General features: G+C 61.8%; 8 protein-coding genes. 7 read left to right on the top strand and 1 reads right to left on the bottom strand.

Going from position 1 to position 21,835, the window contains the following annotated elements:
• Positions 1-8 precede the first annotated feature (8 nt).
• Positions 9-2,204 (bottom strand): TonB-dependent siderophore receptor, encoded by a 2,196-nt coding sequence (locus AC6CIA_RS01315; protein WP_498310277.1) that lies wholly within the window; start codon positions 2,202-2,204, stop codon positions 9-11.
• 293 nt (positions 2,205-2,497) lie between these two features.
• On the opposite strand from AC6CIA_RS01315, the gene AC6CIA_RS01310 reads away from it, so the two are divergent.
• The 7 genes from AC6CIA_RS01310 (at position 2,498) to AC6CIA_RS01280 (ending at position 21,835) form a co-directional block, all read left to right on the top strand.
• The gene (locus AC6CIA_RS01310; protein WP_498310276.1) at positions 2,498-3,301 is read left to right on the top strand and encodes an ABC transporter ATP-binding protein; all 804 of its coding nucleotides are present in this window, start codon (positions 2,498-2,500) and stop codon (positions 3,299-3,301) included.
• On the top strand, positions 3,298-4,281 hold the full coding sequence (locus AC6CIA_RS01305) for a FecCD family ABC transporter permease (RefSeq protein ID WP_498310275.1): 984 nt from the start codon (positions 3,298-3,300) through the stop codon (positions 4,279-4,281). Before AC6CIA_RS01310 ends, AC6CIA_RS01305 begins: the two co-directional genes overlap by 4 nt.
• On the top strand, positions 4,278-5,327 hold the full coding sequence (locus tag AC6CIA_RS01300) for a FecCD family ABC transporter permease (protein WP_498310274.1): 1,050 nt from the start codon (positions 4,278-4,280) through the stop codon (positions 5,325-5,327). The genes AC6CIA_RS01305 and AC6CIA_RS01300 overlap by 4 nt, the downstream gene beginning before the upstream one ends.
• Positions 5,328-5,399: 72 nt before the next feature.
• Positions 5,400-6,317 (top strand): ABC transporter substrate-binding protein, encoded by a 918-nt coding sequence (locus AC6CIA_RS01295; protein WP_498310273.1) that lies wholly within the window; start codon positions 5,400-5,402, stop codon positions 6,315-6,317.
• A 120-nt stretch (positions 6,318-6,437) separates the two neighbouring features.
• Positions 6,438-7,427 (top strand): TauD/TfdA family dioxygenase, encoded by a 990-nt coding sequence (locus tag AC6CIA_RS01290; protein WP_498310272.1) that lies wholly within the window; start codon positions 6,438-6,440, stop codon positions 7,425-7,427.
• Between the two features lie 70 nt (positions 7,428-7,497).
• Positions 7,498-12,327 (top strand): condensation domain-containing protein, encoded by a 4,830-nt coding sequence (locus AC6CIA_RS01285; RefSeq protein WP_498310271.1) that lies wholly within the window; start codon positions 7,498-7,500, stop codon positions 12,325-12,327.
• A gap of 43 nt (positions 12,328-12,370) precedes the next feature.
• Complete coding sequence (locus tag AC6CIA_RS01280; protein ID WP_498310270.1) at positions 12,371-21,835, top strand: amino acid adenylation domain-containing protein; 9,465 nt, start codon at positions 12,371-12,373, stop codon at positions 21,833-21,835.

The following is a 21,835-nucleotide window of genomic DNA, read 5'->3' as shown; positions in this document are numbered from 1 at the left end:
AGCGCCAATTACCACCTGAAGTTGACGGAGGTCACCAACTCGCGCTCATCGCCGTAACGGCAGATGGCAAACTCACAGTAAGTGTACTTTTTGTTCGTGACGTTGTTGGCGTTGAGACTGACGTCCCAGTTCTTGTCGATCTGGTAACTGGCCATGGCATCGAACAGAGTGTAGGCCGGCATCTGTGAATCGATACCCGAGGCCTGGGTGGTTCCCTTATAGCGAGCGCCGCCGCCCACTTTCAACTGCGGCAAACCCAGCAAGGCGAAGTTGTAGTCGACCCACAGGGCCGCCTGGTGATACGGGGTATCTTCACTGCGCTGGCCCACTTGGCTCTGGACCAGGCTTTTGGTGATACGCGCATCGGTGTAGGCATAGGACGCAATGACGCTGAGTTGAGAGGTGACATCCGCCTTGGCTTCCAGCTCCAGCCCACGGGAGCGTTGTTCGCCGATTTGTGTAGGGTTGGCCCCTGCGAGGTCAACCCTCACCACGTTTTTCTGGGTCAGCTCGTAGACCGCCGCGCTCAATAAAATGTTGCTGCCGGTGGGCTGGTAACGAATACCGACTTCGTACTGTTTGCCTTCGGTGGGGGCAAACGTCTGGCCAGGTGCTTGGGATACCGCGACCGGGAAGAACGACTCGCTGTAACTGATGTACGGCGCCAGACCGTTATCCGCCTGGTACACAAGGCCGGCACGCCAAGTGGTGGCTTCGTTGCTCTGGTCAAGCTTCTGGCCGGTGGCAAAACCTCTTTGATCCTGATCGGCCCAGTCGTGCCGGCCACCGAGCAACAGCAACCAGTGGTCGTCGAACTTGATCTGGTCTTGCAGGTAGATGCCTGTCTGCAGGGTATCAATCTGTGAGCCGCGATCAGGATTTTGTCTCTTATCCACCACTACCGGTTGCCCGTAGTTGTAGTCTCCGAGATTGATAGAAGGTGCGGTGCCCCGGAAGCTATGTGAGTCGTACGAGGCATCATAAGTATCCGCGCCGATCAGGAAGGTGTTTTCCACGCCGCCGATGTTCCAGCGTGTCTCGACGTTGGTGTCGCTGGCCAGGGCCCTGGATCGCTCATGGCGATCGCTGTACTGACGATTTAATCTCCCGGTGGCCGCTATTGTCTGAGCTTGCAGGTATTTCCATTTCACATCCGCTTCGTAGTAGCGCAGCTTGTTGCTGATGCGGGTGTGCTCGTCGAAGCGGTGTTCGAACTCGTAGCCGATGGCGGACATTTCGCCATTCATATCGTCGTAGCCGGGCTCACCGATGAAATCGTGGCGGCCTATGGTGAAGGGGCCGTTGCCTACGCCCTTGACGAGTTGGTAGGGCAGGGGCGCGGAGAAGCGCGTGTCACTTTTTTGATAGAAGGACAGCAAGGTCAGCGACGTGTCATCGTTGGGGCGCCAGGTCAGGGCCGGGGCGATGTAGGTCTTGTCGTCGTTGATGTGATCTTGTTGGGTGTCACTGTCTCGCTTGAGCAGGGTCAGGCGATAGCTGAGGGTCTCGCTGTCGCCGAGGGGGCCGCTGAAGTCCCCTGTCAGTTGCTTGCGATTATTGTTGCCGTATTGCAGGCCCAATTCATGCAATGGCGTGTCGGTCGGGCGTTTGCTGACGCCGTTGACAAAGCCCCCCGGTGACAACTGCCCGTACAGCACCGAGGCCGCGCCGCGGATAACTTCCACGCGTTCCAGGCCGTAGGGTTCCTGCACACCGTCATAGGAGTTGTTTTGCAGGCGCAGGCCGTCGCGCAGCGAGCCGCCGGTGGCAGACTCTACATCGAAGCCGCGAATGCGGAACCGGTCGGAGGTGCGGTTGAAGCTGCCAGGCTGACTGGTGAACCCTGGGGTATAGCTGAGCGTGTCGGCCAGGGTGTCCGATTTGCGGTCACGCATTTCATCGGCGGTCACCACGGACAACGACTGCGGCGTTTCAGTAATGGCCGCGTTGGTTTTAGTGGCGCTGGTGTTGCGCAAGGCGACTTTGCCGTTGATCGGCCCCGTGGGGTTCTCGGGCGCCGTGGCATTGATGTTGATTTCGCCGAGTTGCACGACGGAGCCCTTGTCGGCGTTCTCATCCTGCGCGGCGATCGCCTGCGCTGAAAAAATGCTCCCCAAAGCCAATGCAAGGGTGCTCAGGTGAAACGCTGGATGACGCGGGGCGTAACGTTTTTCGGTGCCAACTGTTGTTTTTGTTCCGAGCATCGAGGGAGTCCTTGAGTTTACATTTTAGCTTTGGGTGGGCCTTATGCCTTGATTCCTGCTTTATCGGGCAGGCCGCCAGAGTTGGTGTCTACTGGCCATATATTAGCTGTAAATGATAAGGGTTTGCATTAGTATTGTTAGGCCTGTAGGCAATTATTTAAAATTCGTCATATCCTGTCGCGCACTTAAATAGTCCCCCGCTGACTGCCAGGTATTACAGAGCCTGGAAACGCCGCGGGGGCATTACTCGATGAACGAATTCGATCAGGCCTTTGGGGCGTGGAGGGAAGGTCATGCTGAAAGCCACCGACGTGAGGCTGAGCTATGGCGAACAGCAGATTCTCAACGGTGTCAGCCTGGAGATTCCTGAAGGTTGTTTCACGGCATTGATCGGGGCCAATGGCTGCGGCAAGACCACCTTGTTGAATGTGCTTGCGCATATGCTGCGGCCGAGCGCTGGCACCGTGCAGTTGTCGGGACAGCCGTTGGGGCAGTATTCGCGCAGGGCGCTGGCGCAACACATGGCGTTATTGCCCCAGCGCACCACATCACCCGCCGGCATGAGCGTGCGCGAGCTTGTGATGCAGGGGCGCTTTCCCTGGCAGAGTTGGTGGCGCCAATGGTCCGAGCAGGATCAACAGGCGATTGACCGCGCCATTGACCTGGCCGGCATCCGCCTCTTGCTTGATCGTACGTTGGCAACCCTGTCGGGTGGGCAGTTGCAGCGCTGCTGGATCGCCATGACGCTGGCCCAGGATACCCCGGTGATTCTGCTGGATGAGCCAACGACCTTTCTCGACATTGCGCATCAGATCACGCTGCTGGAATTGCTGGCTGACCTGCGTGACCAGGGCAAAACCATCGTGGCGGTGCTGCATGACCTTAACCAGGCCGCGCGTTATGCCGACCACTTGGTGATGATGCGCGAAGGGTGTTTGCTCGCCCATGGCTCGCCTGCCGAGGTATTCACCCGGGAAAATCTCAAGGCGGTGTTCGATCTGGATGCGCACATTATCACCGACCCTTACTCCGGGGATCCGTTGTGCGTACCGCAGACGAGTCGAAACCGCTCGCCGGCCATGCGGGAGGCCATGTGAGTCACGGTTTACGGTTGCCGGTCTGGTTGGGGTTGTTGCTGGCGATTGCCTTGGCCGCGCTGTTGCACCTGGTCGTCGGCGCCAAGGACATACCCTGGCATGAAGCCTGGCAGGCCCTGGTCTCCTACGCGCCGGACAACCCCGACCAGAACGTCATCCGAGGCAGCCGCTTGCCGCGCCTGCTGGTCGCGATACTGGTGGGGGCCAGCCTTGGGCTCGCTGGCGCAATCATGCAGGCGGTGGGCGATAACCCGTTGGCCGATCCCGGCATTCTTGGCATCAACAGCGGCGCCGCGTTGTTCGTGGTATTCGGCTTGCTGGTGCTGCCGGGCAACGATATGTCGATGATTCCGTTGTTTGCGTTTGCAGGCGCATTGGTGGCCGCCTTTGGCGTGCTGATGTTGGCGGGGCGCGGGCACAACCCGATTCGACTGACATTGTCCGGCGCGATGATCGCGGCGCTGTTCAGCGCGATCACCTCGATTTTGCTGCTGCTCGATCAACAGGGGCTCGACAGTCTGCGTCGCTGGCTGACCGGCTCCATCGGGGTGACCGGGGGCTCGATGCAGGCTTGGGTCTGGCCGTATATGTTGGCCGGCATGGCGCTGTGTCTGATGAACATCCGTGCATTGAATGCGCATCGCCTTGGCCCGCAAGCCGCCGCTGGCATGGGGGTCAGCCTGTTGAGAATGCGTGTGTTCGGCCTGGCCTCGGTGGTGCTGTTGTCAGGCTGTGCGGTGTCACTGGCCGGCCCGATTGGTTTTGTAGGCCTGGTGGTGCCGCATGCTGCGCGGCTGTTGTTCGGTGACGATTATCGTCGACTCTTGCTCGCGGCGCCGTTGCTGGGGGCATTGTTGCTGATTCTGGCGGATATCGCGGCAAGGACTGTGGTGCGCCCGTTCGAACTCAATACCGGTATCGTGACGGCGCTTATCGGCGGCCCTATTTTTGTCGTGCTGGTATTGAGGAAGGTCCGATGATGCGAGCTGGATTGACCTTGCCCCGCACCTATCGGTTGCTTCCCTGGATGGCTCGCCCGATCGATTTGATTTGCGTGCTGTTGCTGATTGCTGCCGTGGTTGCAATGGCGCTTTACGCCTTGACCGTCGGCAGTTATGGGATAGATGTTGTCCAGGTATGGAAAGCCTTGCTCACGCCTGAGCAGGTCGATTCGACACTGCGCAATCTGCTCTGGGAGTTGCGACTGCCCCGCGTCCTGCTGGCAATCCTGGCCGGCAGCGCAATGTCCCTGGCCGGCCTGTTGATGCAGTCGTTGACGCGCAACCCTCTGGCAGCACCGGGCCTGGTGGGTGTCGAGTCGGGCGCCAGTGTCACTATGTTGCTGATTATCGTGCTCTGGCCGGCGCTTCTGCCCTTGGAGTTCTACCCCTTGGCGGCGCTGGCCGGCGGGTTGACAGTGGCGTTGTTCGTCGCATTGTTGTCCTGGCGCCAGGGCATCTCGGCGTTGCGCTTGATCCTCGTCGGCGTGGGGCTGACCGCCATGCTCAGCGCGGTAGCCGATTTGCTCATCACGTACGGCAATATCGATCAGGTGGAGTCGGCCCTGATGTGGCTCGGTGGCAGTTTGCACCGTGCCGGTTGGCCGCAGGTTCAGAGTCTTGGCATCTGGCTGTTGGTGGCGGGGGTGCCGTTGGTGTTTTGCCATCGGCAGCTGAATCTGTTGCAGCTGGGCGAAAAAGTCGCCCTCAGCCGAGGTCTGAATGTGACATGGGTCATGCTGTCCTTGTTGCTGTGCAGCGTGATGTTAACGGCAGCGGCCGTGGCGAATGTGGGCACCATGACGTTTGTCGGGCTGGTGGCGCCGCATCTGGCGCGACAAATGGCCGGTGACCGTCATGGCGCGTTGATCCCGTTGTCGGCATTGGTCGGCGCACTGCTGGTGCTGGCCGGTGACACACTGGGCAGGGGGCTTTTCCCTCCGTTGCAGTTGCCAGCAGGGCTGGTGGTCGCAATCATCGGTGCGCCTTATCTGATGGTTTTGCTGGCGCGTCAGCGCAGTCGCTGAAATACAGCAACGCCTATTGAATTGTCTGGAGGTAGATGCGTGCGGGAACGGGTGAAGGTTTTTTTTCGAGGTATGGTCGGCATGCTGTGTGTGCCGTTGGCATTGTTCGCGGCACAGGCCGGAGCTGCTGAAACCAAGGTGTTCGAGAACCGGTTTGGCCGGGTCGAGGTTCCCGTGGCACCGCACTGCATTGTGTCGTTGCACGATTTCAGCTTGACGACCCAGTTACTTGAACTCGGGGTCAAGCCGTGTGGTTCTACAGGGCGAAAAAAACTGTTCTCGGATGTACTGTTTCGCGGGGCGCAGGAGCGATTCGATGTGACCGGTATCCAGTACGTCGGCTCGCAGCAGGCGCCCGACCTGGAAGCCATCGCAGCCTTGAAGCCGGATTTGATCGTAGGTTTGTCGTATCACGCCGACATCAAGGACAAGCTCAGCAAGATCGCCCCGGTTGTGCTGCTGCCTGCCCGGGAAAGCAATATCAAAACCTACGCCAAGGAACTCGCCGACCTGGTGGGCAAGCCGCAGCGCTATGCAGAAATGCTCAAGGAATATGAAGGGGTCGTCAGCGAGTTCAAGAAGCGCGTGAAAGATCCTTCACGTATCACTGTCACCACGCTGGAAGTCTACAGTGACGGTTTCCAGTTGATCGGGCGCGGTGGCATGGACGACGTCATCGCCGACTTCGGCCTGGGGCGCGTCCCCGCGTACCGCGAGGCCCGGCAAAACGTGCCTTACAGCCTGGAGCGCATCGGCGACTTCGACAGTGATTTCATCATCGATACCTATGAAGAGCTGCTCAATTCAGAAGCCAGCACCGCAGCGTTTCGCCAGTCCCCGCAGTGGCAGAATCTGTTTGCGGTAAAGAACCGCCAGTTCCTGTACCTCAATCGTAGCCGTTATGCCGATACGATGCTGGGCTTGGTGGGGTCGGCCTATCTGTTGATGTCACATGTCGCCGAACGGGAGAGTGTGCTGCAGGCCAAGTGAAACATGTTATCTGTGAGATGATACACATTAATGACAATGATTCTCTATTGCAGCTGTTACGCGTTTGTATTAGTTTGTGTTCTCGAAAAAATACGCTGATTGCAATGGCGGGGGACTCAAATGGAAAGCGGTTTGGTGCGTGCGCAGGTTCAATGCACGGATGTTGTACCGGGTAGTGAGCAGGCCCTGCCGTTCATCTTCCAGGCCCCCCTTGCCGGGGACGCCTGGCAAAACAGCCGAGCGCAGATCTTGCAGGCCGTCGAAACGGAGTTGCCGCGTGTGGGTGGCATTTTGTTTCGCGGTTTTGCGTTCAACGGCGAAGCGGACTTTGAAGCGTTTGCTCGCAGCTTTGGCCATGAGCTGCTCACCTACGATTACGCTTCTACCCCACGGACCCAGCTGAACAACCGGGTATACACCTCCACCGAGTACCCGGCCCATCAGGTTATCCCGCTGCACAATGAACAATCCTATTCGCTGAATTGGCCGATGAAGATCTGGTTTCATTGCATGAAGGCCTCGCAGGCCGGCGGTGAAACGCCGATTGCCGACAGTCGGCTGGTTTACCGGCAACTCGACCCCGTCATCCGTCAGCGCTTTGCCGAGAAGCGCCTGATGTACGTGCGCAATTACGGCAACGGCCTGGACCTGCCCTGGCAACAGGCTTTCAGCACCGAGGACCGATCGCAGGTCGAGCGTTTCTGTCGTGCCAGCCACATCGACTTCCGGTGGACGGACGATGGCGAGCTGTCCACGCGCCAGGTCTGCCAGGCCGTTGCCCGGCATCCGGTCAGTGGCGAGTGGGTATGGTTCAACCAGGCCCATCTGTTCCACATCTCCAATCTTGCAGCGCCAGTGCGCGAGACGTTGATCTCTATTGTCGGGGAACAGGGCGTGCCGCGTAACGTGTTTTATGGCGACGGCTCGCCGATAGAACTGGAGGCGCTGGAGCATATCCGCGAGGTCCTCCAGCGCTGTCAGGTGAGTTTTTCCTGGCAGGCAGGCGATGTATTGATGCTCGACAACATGCTGGTGGCGCACGGTCGTTCGACCTTCCAGGGGGCGCGCAAGGTCGTGGTCGCCATGGCGGAGCCGGCCTCGGCAAGCTGATCGCTGCAGACTTTCAGAAAAGCGTCGCAATGGGCGGCCTGTTTCGAACACGCACAATAAAGGATATCAAATGCTCGATCGCCTGATGCATCGCTGCTGGCTGCGTGGAATTCGCCTATCGGCAGCCGAAGGTCAATTGATCGTTACGCCCGGATCGCCAGGTGCGCTGGATGATGAACTCAACGCCGAACTCCAGGCTCACGAAACCGAAGTTGCGCAATGGCTGCAGCAGCACCCGGATTATTTCCAGGCTCGGCCGCTGACGGATAACGAACAGGCGCTCTGGTTTCTGCAGCGCCTGGAGCCAGACAACTGCGCCTATAACATTGCTTATGCCGGACGGATCAAGCCGCAGTGCGTGACCCCGGACTTGCCCCAGCGCCTGCAAGACGCCTGGGCAACGGTGCAGCAACGCTATCCGATGTTGTGCACGCCCTATGCCGAGCGCAACGGTGAATTGCTGCAGTGGAGCCACCGTGAGCGGGTCCAGCCGTTGCAGTGCGTGGCATTGCAGGACGCGGACGCCGAGACGTTGCAGCAACGTATCACGGCGTCGGCCGATCTACCCTTCAGGCTGGAAGACGGCGACGTCAGCCGCGTGGTCCTTTTGAGTAACGCGTGCGCTGGCCATGTCGAGCACACCGTGCTGCTGGTGATTCATCACATCGCGGCGGACCTGGCGACGTTCTACATTGTGCTCAATGAGTTGTTCGCGTTGCTCAACGACCAGCCGCTGCCGGCCGTGAATCCCGACGCCTATCGCAACTATTGCAGTGATCTGCATATCCGCAGCGAAGCGGCCGAGCCCGTGGAGCTGGCATGGTGGCAGGCACAGCTGGCGCAAGCTCCGGCCCTGGAGCTGCCGACGGATTTCCCCTATGGCAGCAACCAGGCATTCAAGGGCGGGGAGTTGTCGGTGCGCTTCGATGCGGCCACCACGGCACGGTTTCGCGCCGTGGCCCGCGAGTGGGGCGTCACACCGTATGTGTTGTGGTTCTCGCTATTCCAGCAATTTCTCGGCGTACTGTCGGGCCAGGACGACTTCGTCCTCGGAACCCCGAGTGGATGGCGTTTGCGGCGCGAACACGTCAACCTGCCGGGGTACCTGGTCAACCCGTTGCCGATCCGCTGCCGTCTGCGTCGGGACCTGTCCAGCGGCGATTGGGCAAAGCAGGTAGACGCCAGCGTCAAACAGGCCCTGCAACATCGCCACTATCCATTCTCGCGGCTGGTCAAACAGTTGGACCTTCCGCGTCAGGCGGGCAGGGCGCCGCTGTTCCAGCATATGTTCACGCTGAACAAGGAACGCGTTGCGCCTTTCGAGCAATACGTCGACCGCTTGCTCTCGGAGCAACGAGGCGCGGCCCACGAACTGAACATGGTGATCATCGACGAAGAAGCGGGATTCCTCTGCCGGTGGCGTTATAGCAAGGCGTTGTACCGCCATGAAACCATCGAGCGCTACCGGGATCAGTTCGTCGCCCTGGCCCTGGCGGTGCTCGAACAGCCACAGGTGCCGTTTGCCCAGCTCGACTGGCTGGCGCCCGAGCAACAGTCGCTCCTGACAGGTGAGTACGTGCCGGTTGGCGTCAGTAACGCCTGGCAGGCGTTCACCGAGCAGTGTGAGGTCAAGCCCCAGTCGATTGCCCTTGAGGATGAGCAGGGTACGCTCAGTTATGCCGAACTGGGGCGTGCCGTGGTCGCCCGTGGCGAACGTTTGCAAGCGGATTTGGAACTGGCCGGTGAGCGCGTTGCCTTGTGCCTGCCGCGCAGTCGTGAGCTGGTGATGCATATGCTCGCGACGTGGCAGTGCGGCGCGACCTACGTGGCCCTGGATCCGCTGTGGCCGCCGTCGCGTTTGCAGGCTATCTGCCAGGACGCCATGCCCAAGGTGTGGATCAGTCAGGGCGCACGCCCCGAGTGGTTGCCCGAGCGGGTTCGCTGGTTGGCGTTGCCAGCGACGCCATCGTTCGATGAGTCGCTCAGTGAGTCACCCCTGCGCGCGGCCCTGGCGCCCGAACTTGCGGCTTACGTGGTGTACACCTCGGGCTCCAGCGGCCAGCCGAAGGGCGTGATGGTCAGCCAGGGCAACCTGATTCATTACGTGAGCGGATGCCTTGAACGCCTGGACCTGCCGGCCGATGCAAGCCTGGCCAGTCTGGCCAGCTGCGCCACCGACCTGGGTCACACCGCCTTGTTCGGCGCGCTGCTGAGCGGCCGTCGTCTGCGTTTGCTGGCCGAAGAGCTGGCCTTCGACGCGGAAGGACTGGCTGGCGAACTTGCGCGCCAGCCCGTCGATCTGTTGAAAATCGTGCCATCACACCTCAACGCCTTGTTGATCGCCACTGAGCCGCAGCGCTTGTTGCCACGCCGATGCCTGGTGGTGGGCGGCGAAGCCCTGGGCCAGGACCTGGTGGCACGTTTGCGTGCATTGAATGCGGATGTGCGCATCGTCAACCACTATGGCCCCAGCGAAACCACGGTCGGGGTGTTGACCCATGAGGTCGATGCCACGGGCGCAGCCCCGTTGGGTCGCCCACTGGCGAATGTCCAGGTCAGTGTGCGCTCACCTGACGGTAGCCTGTTGCCGACCGGCGTCAGCGGCGAGTTGTACGTTCAGGGGGCGACGGTGGCGCTGGGTTATCTCAGTGCCAGCGCTGCCGACCGGGCCCGCTTTGGTGAGCATGGTTATCGCACGGGCGACCGAGTACGGCTCAATCACCAGGGGCAGATGGAGTTTCTCGGTCGCCTCGATGAGCAGGTCAAAATCAGAGGCTATCGTGTAGAGCCGGCAGAGGTCGCGGCGCAGTTGCGCGCCCTGCCGCAGGTCAGCGACGCCAGGGTGCTGAACAGTCCCACGCCGTTGTCGGGCAATCGACTGGTAGCCTTCCTGGTCGCGCCGCCTGCCGCCCTGGGCGAGATTCAAGCCGCCCTGCATCGGCAATTGCCGGACTACATGCAACCGGCGGGGTGGCATTGTCTCGACGGGTTTACCTTGCTGGCCAACGGCAAGGTCGATCGTCAAGCGTTGTTGCGCCTGGCCGAGCAGGCCACGGCTGCAGTCCATGATACGGAGCTGTCGAACGATCTGCCCTTGAGTGCGGTGGAAGTCGCTTTGCTGGACATCTGGCGGGCAATGCTCGGCAACCCCGAGGTGGGGCCTGATGACAACTTCTTCGCCCTGGGCGGCGATTCCATTCTCGGTCTGCAGATTATCGCCCTGGCGCGTCAGCAACAGATTCTGATGACACCCAAGCAGCTGTTCGCCGAACAAAGCGTGCGTGCCCTGGCCCGGGTGGTGCAGACCCCACAGCGCAGCCTTGAACTACGCCTGCTCGAGATTGCCCGGGAGATTCTCAACCACCCTGAGCTGCGCGTCGACGACAATTTCTTCTCGGTCGGCGGCGACTCGATTCTGAGTCTGCAAATCATCGCGCGCGCCAAGCAACAAGGGCTGCAACTCAAGCCCAAGCAAATCTTCGAACACCCTACCGTGCGCGGCTGGGCCGAGCAGGTGGTGGACCTTGGCACGCTGGATGCGCGGCCCACCGGCGACGCGACCGAGCCCACCACGGCGTTCGCGTTGACGCCCATCCAGGATTGGTTTTTCGCCCAGCAGCAAGACCTGTCGGAACCCTGGAATCAGTCGCTGTTGCTGTCCTTGAACGAAGCCCTGGATCTGGCGCGGTTTACCCAGGCCTTGGGCCAGTTGCTTGAGCGCCATGCCAGCCTGCGCCTGACCTTCGAAGCAAGCCCTGAGGGCTGGCAACAACGCTATCAAGGTTTTTCCCCGGAGCAGGTCAACGCGCTGCTGCGGGTGGAGGACGCCCCCTTGACCGAAGCCCTGCTGCAACGCGCGCAGCAGGGCTGGAACCTGGCGCAGGCGCCCTTGATCCGCTGGGTGTACTTCGCCCAAAGCCAGGAGTTGCTCTGCACGGCCCATCACCTGTTGGTCGACGCTGTGTCGTGGCAGGTCCTGCTGCATGAGCTGGAAAGCCTGTACCTGCAGCCGGACGCAGTTCTGCCCGCCGTCACCGCAGGTTTTCATGTCTGGAGCGAGGCGTTGCAACGTCGGCGTGATGAGTCCGATGTGCTGGCCCAAGTGGATTTCTGGCAGGCGCAACTGGCCGCTGAAGGCAGTGTGCCTGCACCGGTCGGTCTGTACGGTGAGAGCCAGACGCTGGACACGCAAGTGCCGCTCGAGCAGACCCAGTGGTTGCTGGGCGACTGTCATGCCGCTTACGGCACGCAGGTCCAGGATCTGCTGGTGGCCGCGCTGGCGGGCACCATCGGGCAGTGGCAGGGACGTGAGCGCATCACCCTGGAACTGGAAAGTCACGGTCGCAGCGGCTGGGAGCATGGCCCCGATCTGTCGCGCTCGGTCGGTTGGCACACCAGTCGCTATCCGCTGGCCGTCGACACCTCGTGGGATGCTGAACGCTCGATCATCGCGGCCAAGGAAGCCCTGCGTCGTATACCTGAACAAGGCATGGGCTACGGTCTGCTGCGCCTCGATCCTGCCCACGGCCTGGGTGCGGCCTCGCTGTTGACCTTCAACTACCTGGGGCGCGTCGACCAATGGTTCGAGGCATCGAGTCTTTGGCGCCTGGCCCGGCCGATCTGTCCGGGCATGCGTGCCGACAGCACCCGCCGCACGCATTGGCTGGATGTCACCGCGCTGGTGAACGAAGGTCGGCTGCACATCGAATGGCGTTATGACCCGCAGGTCCACGCGCCCGCATTGGTCCACGAGTTGGCGCAGCAGTTCCAGCAGCGCATTGCGGCCTTGCTGGAGCACTGCCTGGCACCTGCGGCGGGGCGTGCCACGGCCTCGGACTTCGCTGACTCGGGCTTGTCCGACGATGAATTCCTGGGGCTGCTCGAACAACTCGAGCAGTGATCATCCCCGCGTCCCCTACATTACAGGTTCGGATACCGTCAGCATGAACGACAAGGTCAAAGCACTTTCGCGCACTATCGAAGCGATTTACCCGCTGGCTCCCATGCAGCAGGGGCTGTTGTTCCACAGCCTGATGCACCCTGGCAAGGGCATGTATCTGTTGCAATACCGTCATGTCATGGTCATGCCGAACCTCGATCTGGCGGCTTTCCGTCAGGCCTGGGCGCAGGTGGTGGAACGCCATGAGCTGCTGCGCACCTCCTTCGTCTGGAAGCAGCAAAAGCGGCCGATGCAAGTCGTGCACAAACAGGTCGAATTGCCGATCACCTATGAGGACTGGTCGCATTTAAGCGAAGGCGAGCAGCAGGATCGCCTGGAGCAGTTACTCAGTGAGGAACGCGCCCAGGGACTGGACTTTACCAAGGCTCCGCTGATGCGGGTCAGGCTGTACAAGCTGGCGCCCGACACCTACCAGTTCGTGCGCAGCTACCACCACATCCTGATGGACGCCTGGTGCTTCTCGATCATCATGATGGACTTTCTCAACGGTTACCGGGCTGCGCAGGAAGGCCGTCGCCTGAATCTGCCGACGTCGCGTCCGTATCGCGATTTCATTCGCTGGCTGGAAGCCCAGAACCCGCAGGACCATCAGGTGTTCTGGCAACAACGCCTGGCCGGTTTCGACACGCCCAACGAGTTTGGCTTTGGCCATGCCGGCCGCGTTCAGGGGGCCGTCGAGCCCGTTGAAGATTGTGTCGAACATCTGGCGCTTGAGCAGACCCAAGCACTGCAAGACGCGGCGGCCCAGCACGGCATTACCCTGAACACCCTGGTGCAGGGCGCATGGGCTTTGCTGTTGGCGCGCTACAGCGGGGATCGCGACCTGGTGTTCGGGATTACGGTCGCGGGTCGCCCGGTTCATCTGCAAGGCATGGAAAGCATCGTCGGTCTGTTCATCAACAGCCTGCCGCTGCGCTGGAGTTGGCGTCCGGATGACGCGCTTGGCCCATGGCTGAAGGCCTTGCAGACCGAGAACCTGAACCTGCGTGAACACGAAAGCGTATCCCTGGCCGACATCCAGCGCTGGAGCGAAGTGCAGCGCCAGGACCTGTTCCAGAGTCTGTTCGTATTCGAGAACGCGCCTATTGCCGCCGATCTGCGTCAGGGGCAACTCGACTACTTGATCAGCGACATGGCCAACCGCACCCACACCAACTATCCCATTACGGTGGTGATCGTTCCGGGTGAGCGTCTGCATGTGCAACTGACCTATCAGACCGACTGGTTCCTGCGCGAAGAAGTCCAGCAGATGCTGCGCCACTTGCGTACGTTGCTGCTGAACATCGGTGATGCCCTGCGCACGAATGCAGAGACACCCTTGCACCACCTGGCGATGCTCGATGAGCGTGAAATCGCCCAGCAGCATCAGGTCTGGGCTGGCGGTGGGCTGGCGGCAGACGAACACCTGCTGCAGCCCTTGTACATCGAGCGATTGCAGCAACAGGTTCGCCGCACGCCCGAGCGCATTGCGATGGTGCACGGCGAGCAAAGCCTGACCTTCGATCAGTTGAACCGCGCCGCCAACCGCCTGGCCCGACACCTGCGCGCGCAGGGCGTCAAGGCCGACGACTTGGTAGCGGTGTTTGATGAACGTGGCCTTGACCTGGTGGTGATGATTGTCGCCACGCTGAAGGCCGGTGCCGGTTGGCTGCCACTTGACCCGCGCAACCCACCGCAGCGGTTGGCCCAGGTGTTGCGCCAGAGCCGCACACCCTTGCTGATTCACGGCGTTGCGCAGCGCGAGCTGGCGATGCAAGCCGTGGGTTTGCTCGAGCAGCGTCCAAAAACCGTGCTTTACGCGCCTGCGGGATTGAGCAGCTACGGCGATGACGACCTGAACCTCCCGGTTCACGAGGATTCGTTGGCCTATTGCATTTTCACTTCCGGCTCCACCGGCACGCCCAAAGGCGCCATGGTGGCGCACGCCGGCATGCTCAACAACATCCTCGGCAAGTTGCCGGGGCTGGGGCTCGATGCGAACGATGTGATTGCCCAGACCGCGCCGCAATGCTTCGACATTTCCGTCTGGCAAACCCTCGCCGGCCTGGTGCTGGGTGCGCGCACCGTGATCCTCGGCGACTGCATCGTGCAGGATCCTGACGCACTGGCTCTGGCCATCGAGCGGCACGCTATCAGCATTCTTGAGGCCGTACCGTCACTGATGCAGAGCCTGCTTGACGCGGGGCTCGAGCGTTCACGCCTGCGCTGGGTGCTGGCCACCGGCGAGGCGCTGCCGCCCGCATTGGCGCGTCGCTGGTTCGAATGCTATCCGGCTATCCCACTGATGAACGCTTATGGACCGGCCGAATGTTCCGATGATGTCGCCTTCCATCCGTTGCTCGAACGTTTGCCTGAACAACGCATCAACGTGCCGATCGGTCGGGCCACGCTGAACAACCGCTTGTACCTGCTCAATGCCGACCTGCAGCCAGTACCGGCCGGTGCGGTCGGGGAAATTTTCGTCGCCGGGGTCGGCGTCGGGCGCGGCTACATGGCAGACCCCGCGCGCACGGCGGCGGTGTTCCTGCCGGACCCGATCGCCAACGATGGTTCACGTCTCTATCGCACCGGTGACCTGGCGCGCTTCCTGCCCAACGGTGATCTTGAATACGTCGGCCGCACCGACCATCAAGTCAAGATCCGCGGACACCGCATTGAACTGGACGAGATCGAAGCCTGCCTGACCCGTTACCCAGGCGTGCGCGAAGCGGTGGTCGTGGCCCGTGATGACCAGCAACGCTCCAAGGTGCTGGTGGCCTATGTGGTGGGCGATGCACGGGCAAGCATCGAAACCTTGCGCGAGCATGTACTGGGTAACCTTCCGCCGTACATGACGCCGGGTGCATTTGTGTTGCTGGAGCGTTTTCCGCTCAATGGCAACGGCAAGATCGACCGTAAATCCTTGCCCTCGCCGGATTTCGCCGCGCAGAGTCAGGCCCGCTACGTCGCGCCAAACAGCGAGCTGCAAGGCCAGATGGTCGAGGCTTGGCAGCGTGTGCTGGGGCTCGGCCAGGTCGGGGTCGAGGACAACTTCTTCGAGCTTGGCGGTCACTCGTTGTTGGCCACTCAACTGATTGGCCAGATCGGCAAACTCACTGGCAAGGATCTCCCGCTGCGCGTGGTGTTCGAGCGTCCGACTATCGCCGCCATGGCCGATTGGCTGGAGAGCCAGGCCGGCACGGTGAAACCATCGCCAAGGTTGTTGCCGCGCCCTGAAAAACTGCCACTGTCGTTTGCCCAGCAGCGTCTTTGGTTCCTGCAGCAACTTGATCCCGAAAGCCCTGCCTACAACTTGGCCGGCGCCGTGCGCTTGACCGGTGAGTTGCACATCGCCGACCTGCGCGCAGCGCTGCAGGCCGTGGTCGATCAGCACGAAGTGTTGCGCACCGGGTTTATCAATGAAGCCCAAGGGCCGAGCCAGGTGATCCTGGCCCGCGTCGAGCTTGAGCTGCCATTGATCGAGGTGCCGGACGAAGCAGCACTGCACGGTCTGCTGCGTCAGGATGCAATGACAGCGTTCTCGCTGGAAGCCGCACCGTTGTTGCGGGCAAGACTCTATCGCCTGGCGCCGGATGCCTTTGTCCTGTCGTTGAACTGCCATCACATCGTTGCCGATGGCTGGTCCCTGCAATTGATCATCGATAGCGTGTGCAAGCAGTACCGCAACTTGCGGCAGGGCAAGACGAGCGAGCAATCAGCCTCGTCGATGCAATACGCCGACTACGCAGTCTGGCAACGTCAATGGATGGACGGCAAGGCGTGCGAGCAGGAACTGGCCTACTGGCGCGAGCAATTGGCCGGCGAGTTGCCGGTGCTGGAGCTGGCGGCCGATTTTCCCCGTCCTGCCCAGGCCAGCCAGGCTGGCGGGCGGGTTGAGCGACGCTTGCCCGAGGCCTTGACGGCACGCTTGCGCGCATTCAGTGCCCGCCACGGCTGGAGCAATTTCATCCCGATGCTCACCGCGTTCCAACTGCTGTTGCGCAGCCGCAGCGGCACGGACGACATTCTGGTCGGGGTGCCCGTGGCTAACCGGCACTATGCGGTGCTGCAGCCCTTGGTCGGTTGCTTCGTCAACACGCTGGTGTATCGCAAAAAACTCTCGGGCGAACGCAGCCTGCAGCAACTGATGAGTGAACTGCAGGCGTTGTCCGTCTCGGTTCAGTCCCATCAGGACTTGCCGTTCGATTACCTGATCGAGCAGCTCGGCGTCGTTCGGCAGGTGAGCTACAACCCGCTGTTCCAGGCCATGTTCAATTACTTTCCAGGCAATGCCCTGGAGCGTTTCGACTTGACCGATGTGATCGCCGAGCCGTTGGACAATCGGCCGGACAGCGCCTTGTGCGATCTGCACCTCGACGTGCGCGACAGCGAACATGGCATCACCCTGAGCCTTCAATACAGCAGCGACCTGTTCCGCGAACAGACCGCACAGGCGATGACCGAACAGTACCTGGCATTGCTCGATACGTTGCTTGCGCAGCCGGGGCAAGCCTTGGGTGAGCTGGCAGGGCAATCAGCCGAAACCCTGCGTGCGCGGATCGACGGGCCCAGCGTGAGCGGTCACCAGGACATTCTCCAGGCCTTTGCGCGTCAAGTGGCTCGCCAGCCTGAAGCGACGGCTGTACTGGCCGGCAACGCGCGTCTGACTTACGCCGAACTGGATCAGGCCGCCGAGCGGCTGGCGGCAGCGTTGCAGGCCCGTGGCGTTGGCCGCGAAGATCGAGTGGCCCTGAGTCTGCCCCGTGATGCCCGCTTGCCCATGGCCATGCTGGCGATTCTCAAGGCCGGGGCCGCCTACGTGCCATTGGCCGAGGACACTCCTCCGGAACGTGGCCGTTACATCCTTGAGGCGGCGCAACCCAAGCTGTGCCTGGGGACCCGCGCGAGCCTCGCGGTGCTGGCACACTGGAACAGCGGTGTGCCGGTGCTGGACATCGAGGCCATGAGTGCAGCCGCCAGCTACAAGGCGGTGCCACCGACGGTGCAGCAGCTCGCCTATGTGTTGTATACCTCCGGTTCCACCGGCCAGCCCAAAGGCGTGGCCATCAGCCGTGGCAACCTGATGAACCTGATGCTGGCGGTGGAGCAGGTGTTGCCCATGACGGCCCGGGATCGGGTGCTGGCATTGACCACTGCGACCTTTGATATTGCCATTGTCGAGTTGCTGCTGCCCCTGGCGCACGGTGCCAGCATTCTTATGGCTGATCGCGAACAGGCGCGCGACCCGCAAGCGATCGATCAACTGTTGATGGCTGGGCAACCGACGATCATGCAGGCCACGCCGGCAACCTGGCGAATGCTGGTGGCGCATACCTCGCGCAGTTGGCAAGGCGTGCGCGCGATTTCCGGTGGGGAGGCCTTGCCCAGTGCACTGGCCGAAGCCATCGAGGAGCGCGGCGCCAGCGTGATCAACGGTTACGGGCCGACGGAAGCGACGGTCTACAGCACCTTTGAAGTGCGCAGCGGTGGTGAGGGTGGGGTGGAGGTGCCGATCGGGCAACCGGTGGCCAATACCGCCGCGTATATCCTCGATGCCGATTTGCAGCCCGTGGCTGCGGGGGTGCCTGGCGAACTGTACCTTGCCGGAGCCAACCTCGGGCGGGGCTACTTCGCAGCGGCGCGGCTGACGGCCGCGGCGTTCCTGCCGGATCCTTTCGTGGCGGGTGCCCGCATGTACCGCACCGGTGACCGGGTCCGGCGCAACAGCAGTGGCAGTCTCGACTACCTGGGGCGTCTGGATTTCCAGGTCAAGCTGCGCGGTTTCCGCATCGAACTCGGTGAAATCGAAGCGCTGCTGGCGCGTGTTCCCGGAGTTCGCGAAGCGGCTGTCGTGCTGTTGGGCAACGGTGAAACAGCGAGCCTGGTGGGTTACTACGCAGGTGACGCGTTGGAAGAAGCGCGCCTGCGTGAGGCGCTCGGCGCGCAATTGCCGGACTACATGCTGCCGAGCCAGTTTGTTCGCCTGGACACCCTGCCGTTGAGCCCGAGCGGTAAGGTTGACCGCAAGGCGTTGCCGGCGCCGCTGCAGCGCGACGGCCAGCGCGGCACGCTTTCGAGCGAATGGGAGCAGCAGATAGCGAAGCTTTGGGAGGAATTGCTGGGGTGCACCGACATTGGTGCACACGACAATTTCTTCGCCCTGGGTGGCCATTCGTTGTTGGCCGCGCGTCTGGTGGCGCGGATTGCCGAACAGCATGGCCGACGCCTGCCATTGCGCACGCTGTTCGAGCAGCCGGTCCTGCGCGATTTTGCGGCGCGGGTGGCGATGAACAGCGTTGAGGCCGAGGGCATTCTGCGTCCGTTCATGGAGCCCTTGGCACCGCTGCACTTCACCCAGCAGCGCTTGTGGTTCCTCGATCGCTTGCAGGGGAATACCCAGGCCTACCACTTGTCTCTCGCCTTGCGTCTGGACGGTATCCTGCAACCCGCGTTGCTGGAGCAGGCACTCACGCAAATGAGCGATCGCCAGTACAGTCTGCGCACGGTGTTCAGCGAAACGTCCGATGGCGCGCGGCAGCGGGTAGAGGCGTTCACCTCGGTACCGTTGAGCTTCGAAACGCTCGAGATAGACGAGCATTCGCCGGTTTTTGCGCAGAAACTGAGTCAAGAGGCACAGCGTGCCTTTGATCTGTCGGCGTCACCGCTGTGGCGGGTGCGGGTGTATCAGGACCGTGACGTGAGTGTGCTGCAGGTCACCTTGCACCACATCATCGCGGATGCCCGTTCGCTGGAAATTTTCTTCACTGAACTGCAGCTGATCTACCAGGCTCTGCTGCACGCGCGCAGCGCTTGTCTGCCGCCACTGCCGCTGCAGTTTTCTGACATCGCGGCCAGTTGGCAAAGCCCGGCGGGACACGCGCGAATCGAAGCGCAGCTTGAGTACTGGCGCCGGACCCTGGAAGGGGAGCCGCCGGTGCTGAACCTGCCGACCGACCTGCCACGCCCCGCGCAACAGAGTTACAACGGCCAGCGCCTGCGCTTCAGCCTGCCGGCAACGCTGGTCAAGCGGCTGCGCGAGACCGCGCAACGGCATGGGCTGACCGCGTTCGCACCGTTGTTGGCGGCCTGGAAAGTTCTCCTGGCCAGACACTCGGGCCAGCGTGACATCTGGATTGGCCTGCCGGTCGCCCATCGCCACCAGGCCCACACCGATAACCTGATCGGCTACTTCGCGACCACCCAGGTACTGCGCAGTCATATCGATGCCCTGCAACCGGTCGAACAGTTCTGGCAACAACTGCAAGCCACGCACCTGGCGGCCCAGCAGCATGGCGACGTGCCTTTCGAGCGACTGGTGGAGGCGCTGCAAGTGCGCCGCGACCTCAGCCACACACCGCTGTTCCAGGCATTGTTCAACCTGATCCAACGCGATGTCGCAGCCCAGGGTGAACAGCGTTTCGCCGACTTGCCGGCGCAGCGCCTGGATGTGGAAAGTGGCAGCGCCCTGGTGGATATCGGCCTGCACATCGAGCAATACGGTGACGATTGGCACTGTGTGCTGGAGTACAACACCGACCTGTTCCTGGCCCGGACGGCGCAACGTTATGCCGACGAATATCTGCACCTGCTCGACGCTATGCTGAAAAATACCACCGCGCGCCTCTGGGACATCGACCTGGCGAATGCCGATCACGCCCTGGCCCAGCGCCCATGGCACCAGCCTGACGAACGCGTGCACCGCGAAGCGGACCTGATTGCCCGTTTCGAGCGCCAAGTGGTGCTGACACCCCACGCGTTGGCGGTTGATTGTCAGGATCAGCAACTGAGCTATGCCCAACTCAACAGCCTCGGCAATCGCCTGGCCCATTGGTTGCGTACACGGGCCGTCGGCACGGATGACCTGATTGCCGTCTGCCTGACTCGAGGCCCGTGGTTGCTGCCAACCCTGTTGGCCATTCACAAAGCCGGCGCGGCGTACCTGCCACTGGATCCACAACAGCCGGCGGAGCGTCTGCGCTTCATCATCGAGCACGCGCGTCCGGTCCTGGTGCTCAGCGAAAGTTCATGCGCTGAGGCCTTGAGCGGTGTCGACAACATCCGGCTCGATCAATTGTCGCTGGAGGCGTGCAGTGCCGATAACCTGGGGCTGGCGATTCACCCACAGCAACGCGCCTATGTGATCTACACGTCGGGCTCGACCGGTACCCCCAAAGGCGTGCAGGTTACCCGCGAAAACCTGAGCAACCTGTTGACCGGGCTTGATCGGCAGTTGCCACTCGGTGCTGCGGATGTCTGGCTGGCCAGTACCACTTACGCGTTCGATATGTGCAAGCCGGAACTGTTTTTGCCGCTGGTCAATGGCGCGGCCATCTTGCTGGCCCGTCGTGAGCAGGTGGTCGATGGGCATCAACTGTTTGCCTTGCTACGCCGCGCCACGGTGTTCCAGGCGACACCCGCTGGCTGGCAGATCCTACTGGAAACCGGGCGGGCCGATTGGCCGCCGGTGCGCGGGCTGATCGGTGGTGAAGCGGTTCCCGGTGAACTGGTGGCTGAGCTGCGGCGCCGGGGGGTGGTCCTGATCAATGCCTATGGCCCCACCGAAACCACCGTGTGGTCGACCACTCAGGTGTTGCAAGACGTGCCGTCCGGCGTGGCCGATATTGGCTCACCGCTGCTCAATACCCGCTGCTATGTGCTCGATGAGATGCTGCGTCCGGTTCCGCTGGGCACTACCGGTGAACTCTATATTGCGGGCGCCGGGGTGACCCGTGGTTATCAGCATGCGGCCGCCACAACGGCAGCGGTCTATCTGCCCGACCCCTATGCCAGCGAACCTGGCAGCCGCATGTATCGCACCGGTGACCTGGTACGCAGGCGTGCAGACGGCCGGCTGGCGTATGTCGGGCGCAGCGACTTCCAGATCAAGGTGCGCGGTTTTCGCATCGAGCCTGGCGAGATCGAATCGTTGTTGCGGCGTTACCCGGGCGTGGAGGAGGCGGTGGTGATGATCGATCCGCGCAGCCAAAGCCTGTTCGCCTGGCTGCAGGCGCCGAGCCCGGTCGATCAAGTGGCCTTGCGGCGGTATCTGGAAGGTGTGTTGCCGGGCTACATGGTCCCGGCCGGTTTTATCGAGCAACCGCGTCTTGCCCTCAATGCCAACGGCAAGATCGACCGCAAAGCCTTGCCGGCACCGCAGCCAGTCACAGCGCAGGGGGTGGCGCCGCGCACTGAACTGGAGCAGCAACTGGCCGAAATCTGGCAGGACCTGCTCGAGTTGCCGCAGGTCGGGGTGCTCAACAGTTTCTTCGAACTGGGCGGGCATTCGTTGTTGGCAATGCGCCTGATGACCCAGGTCGAGAGCCGTTTCGGCGTCAGGATCGAACTGCGCAGCCTGTTCCATAACCCGACAATTGCCGGGCTTGCCGAGCAGATCGAGAAACCCCGGGGGCCTTCGACCGACGAAACCCTGGACGAAATGCAGCGCTTGCTATCAGAGATGGAAGAGTAA

The sequence above is a fragment of the Pseudomonas sp. GQ91 genome, from assembly GCF_059758795.1.
The sequence above is the reverse complement of the archived record's forward strand: the minus strand, read 5'-3'. Positions and strand labels throughout refer to the sequence as shown.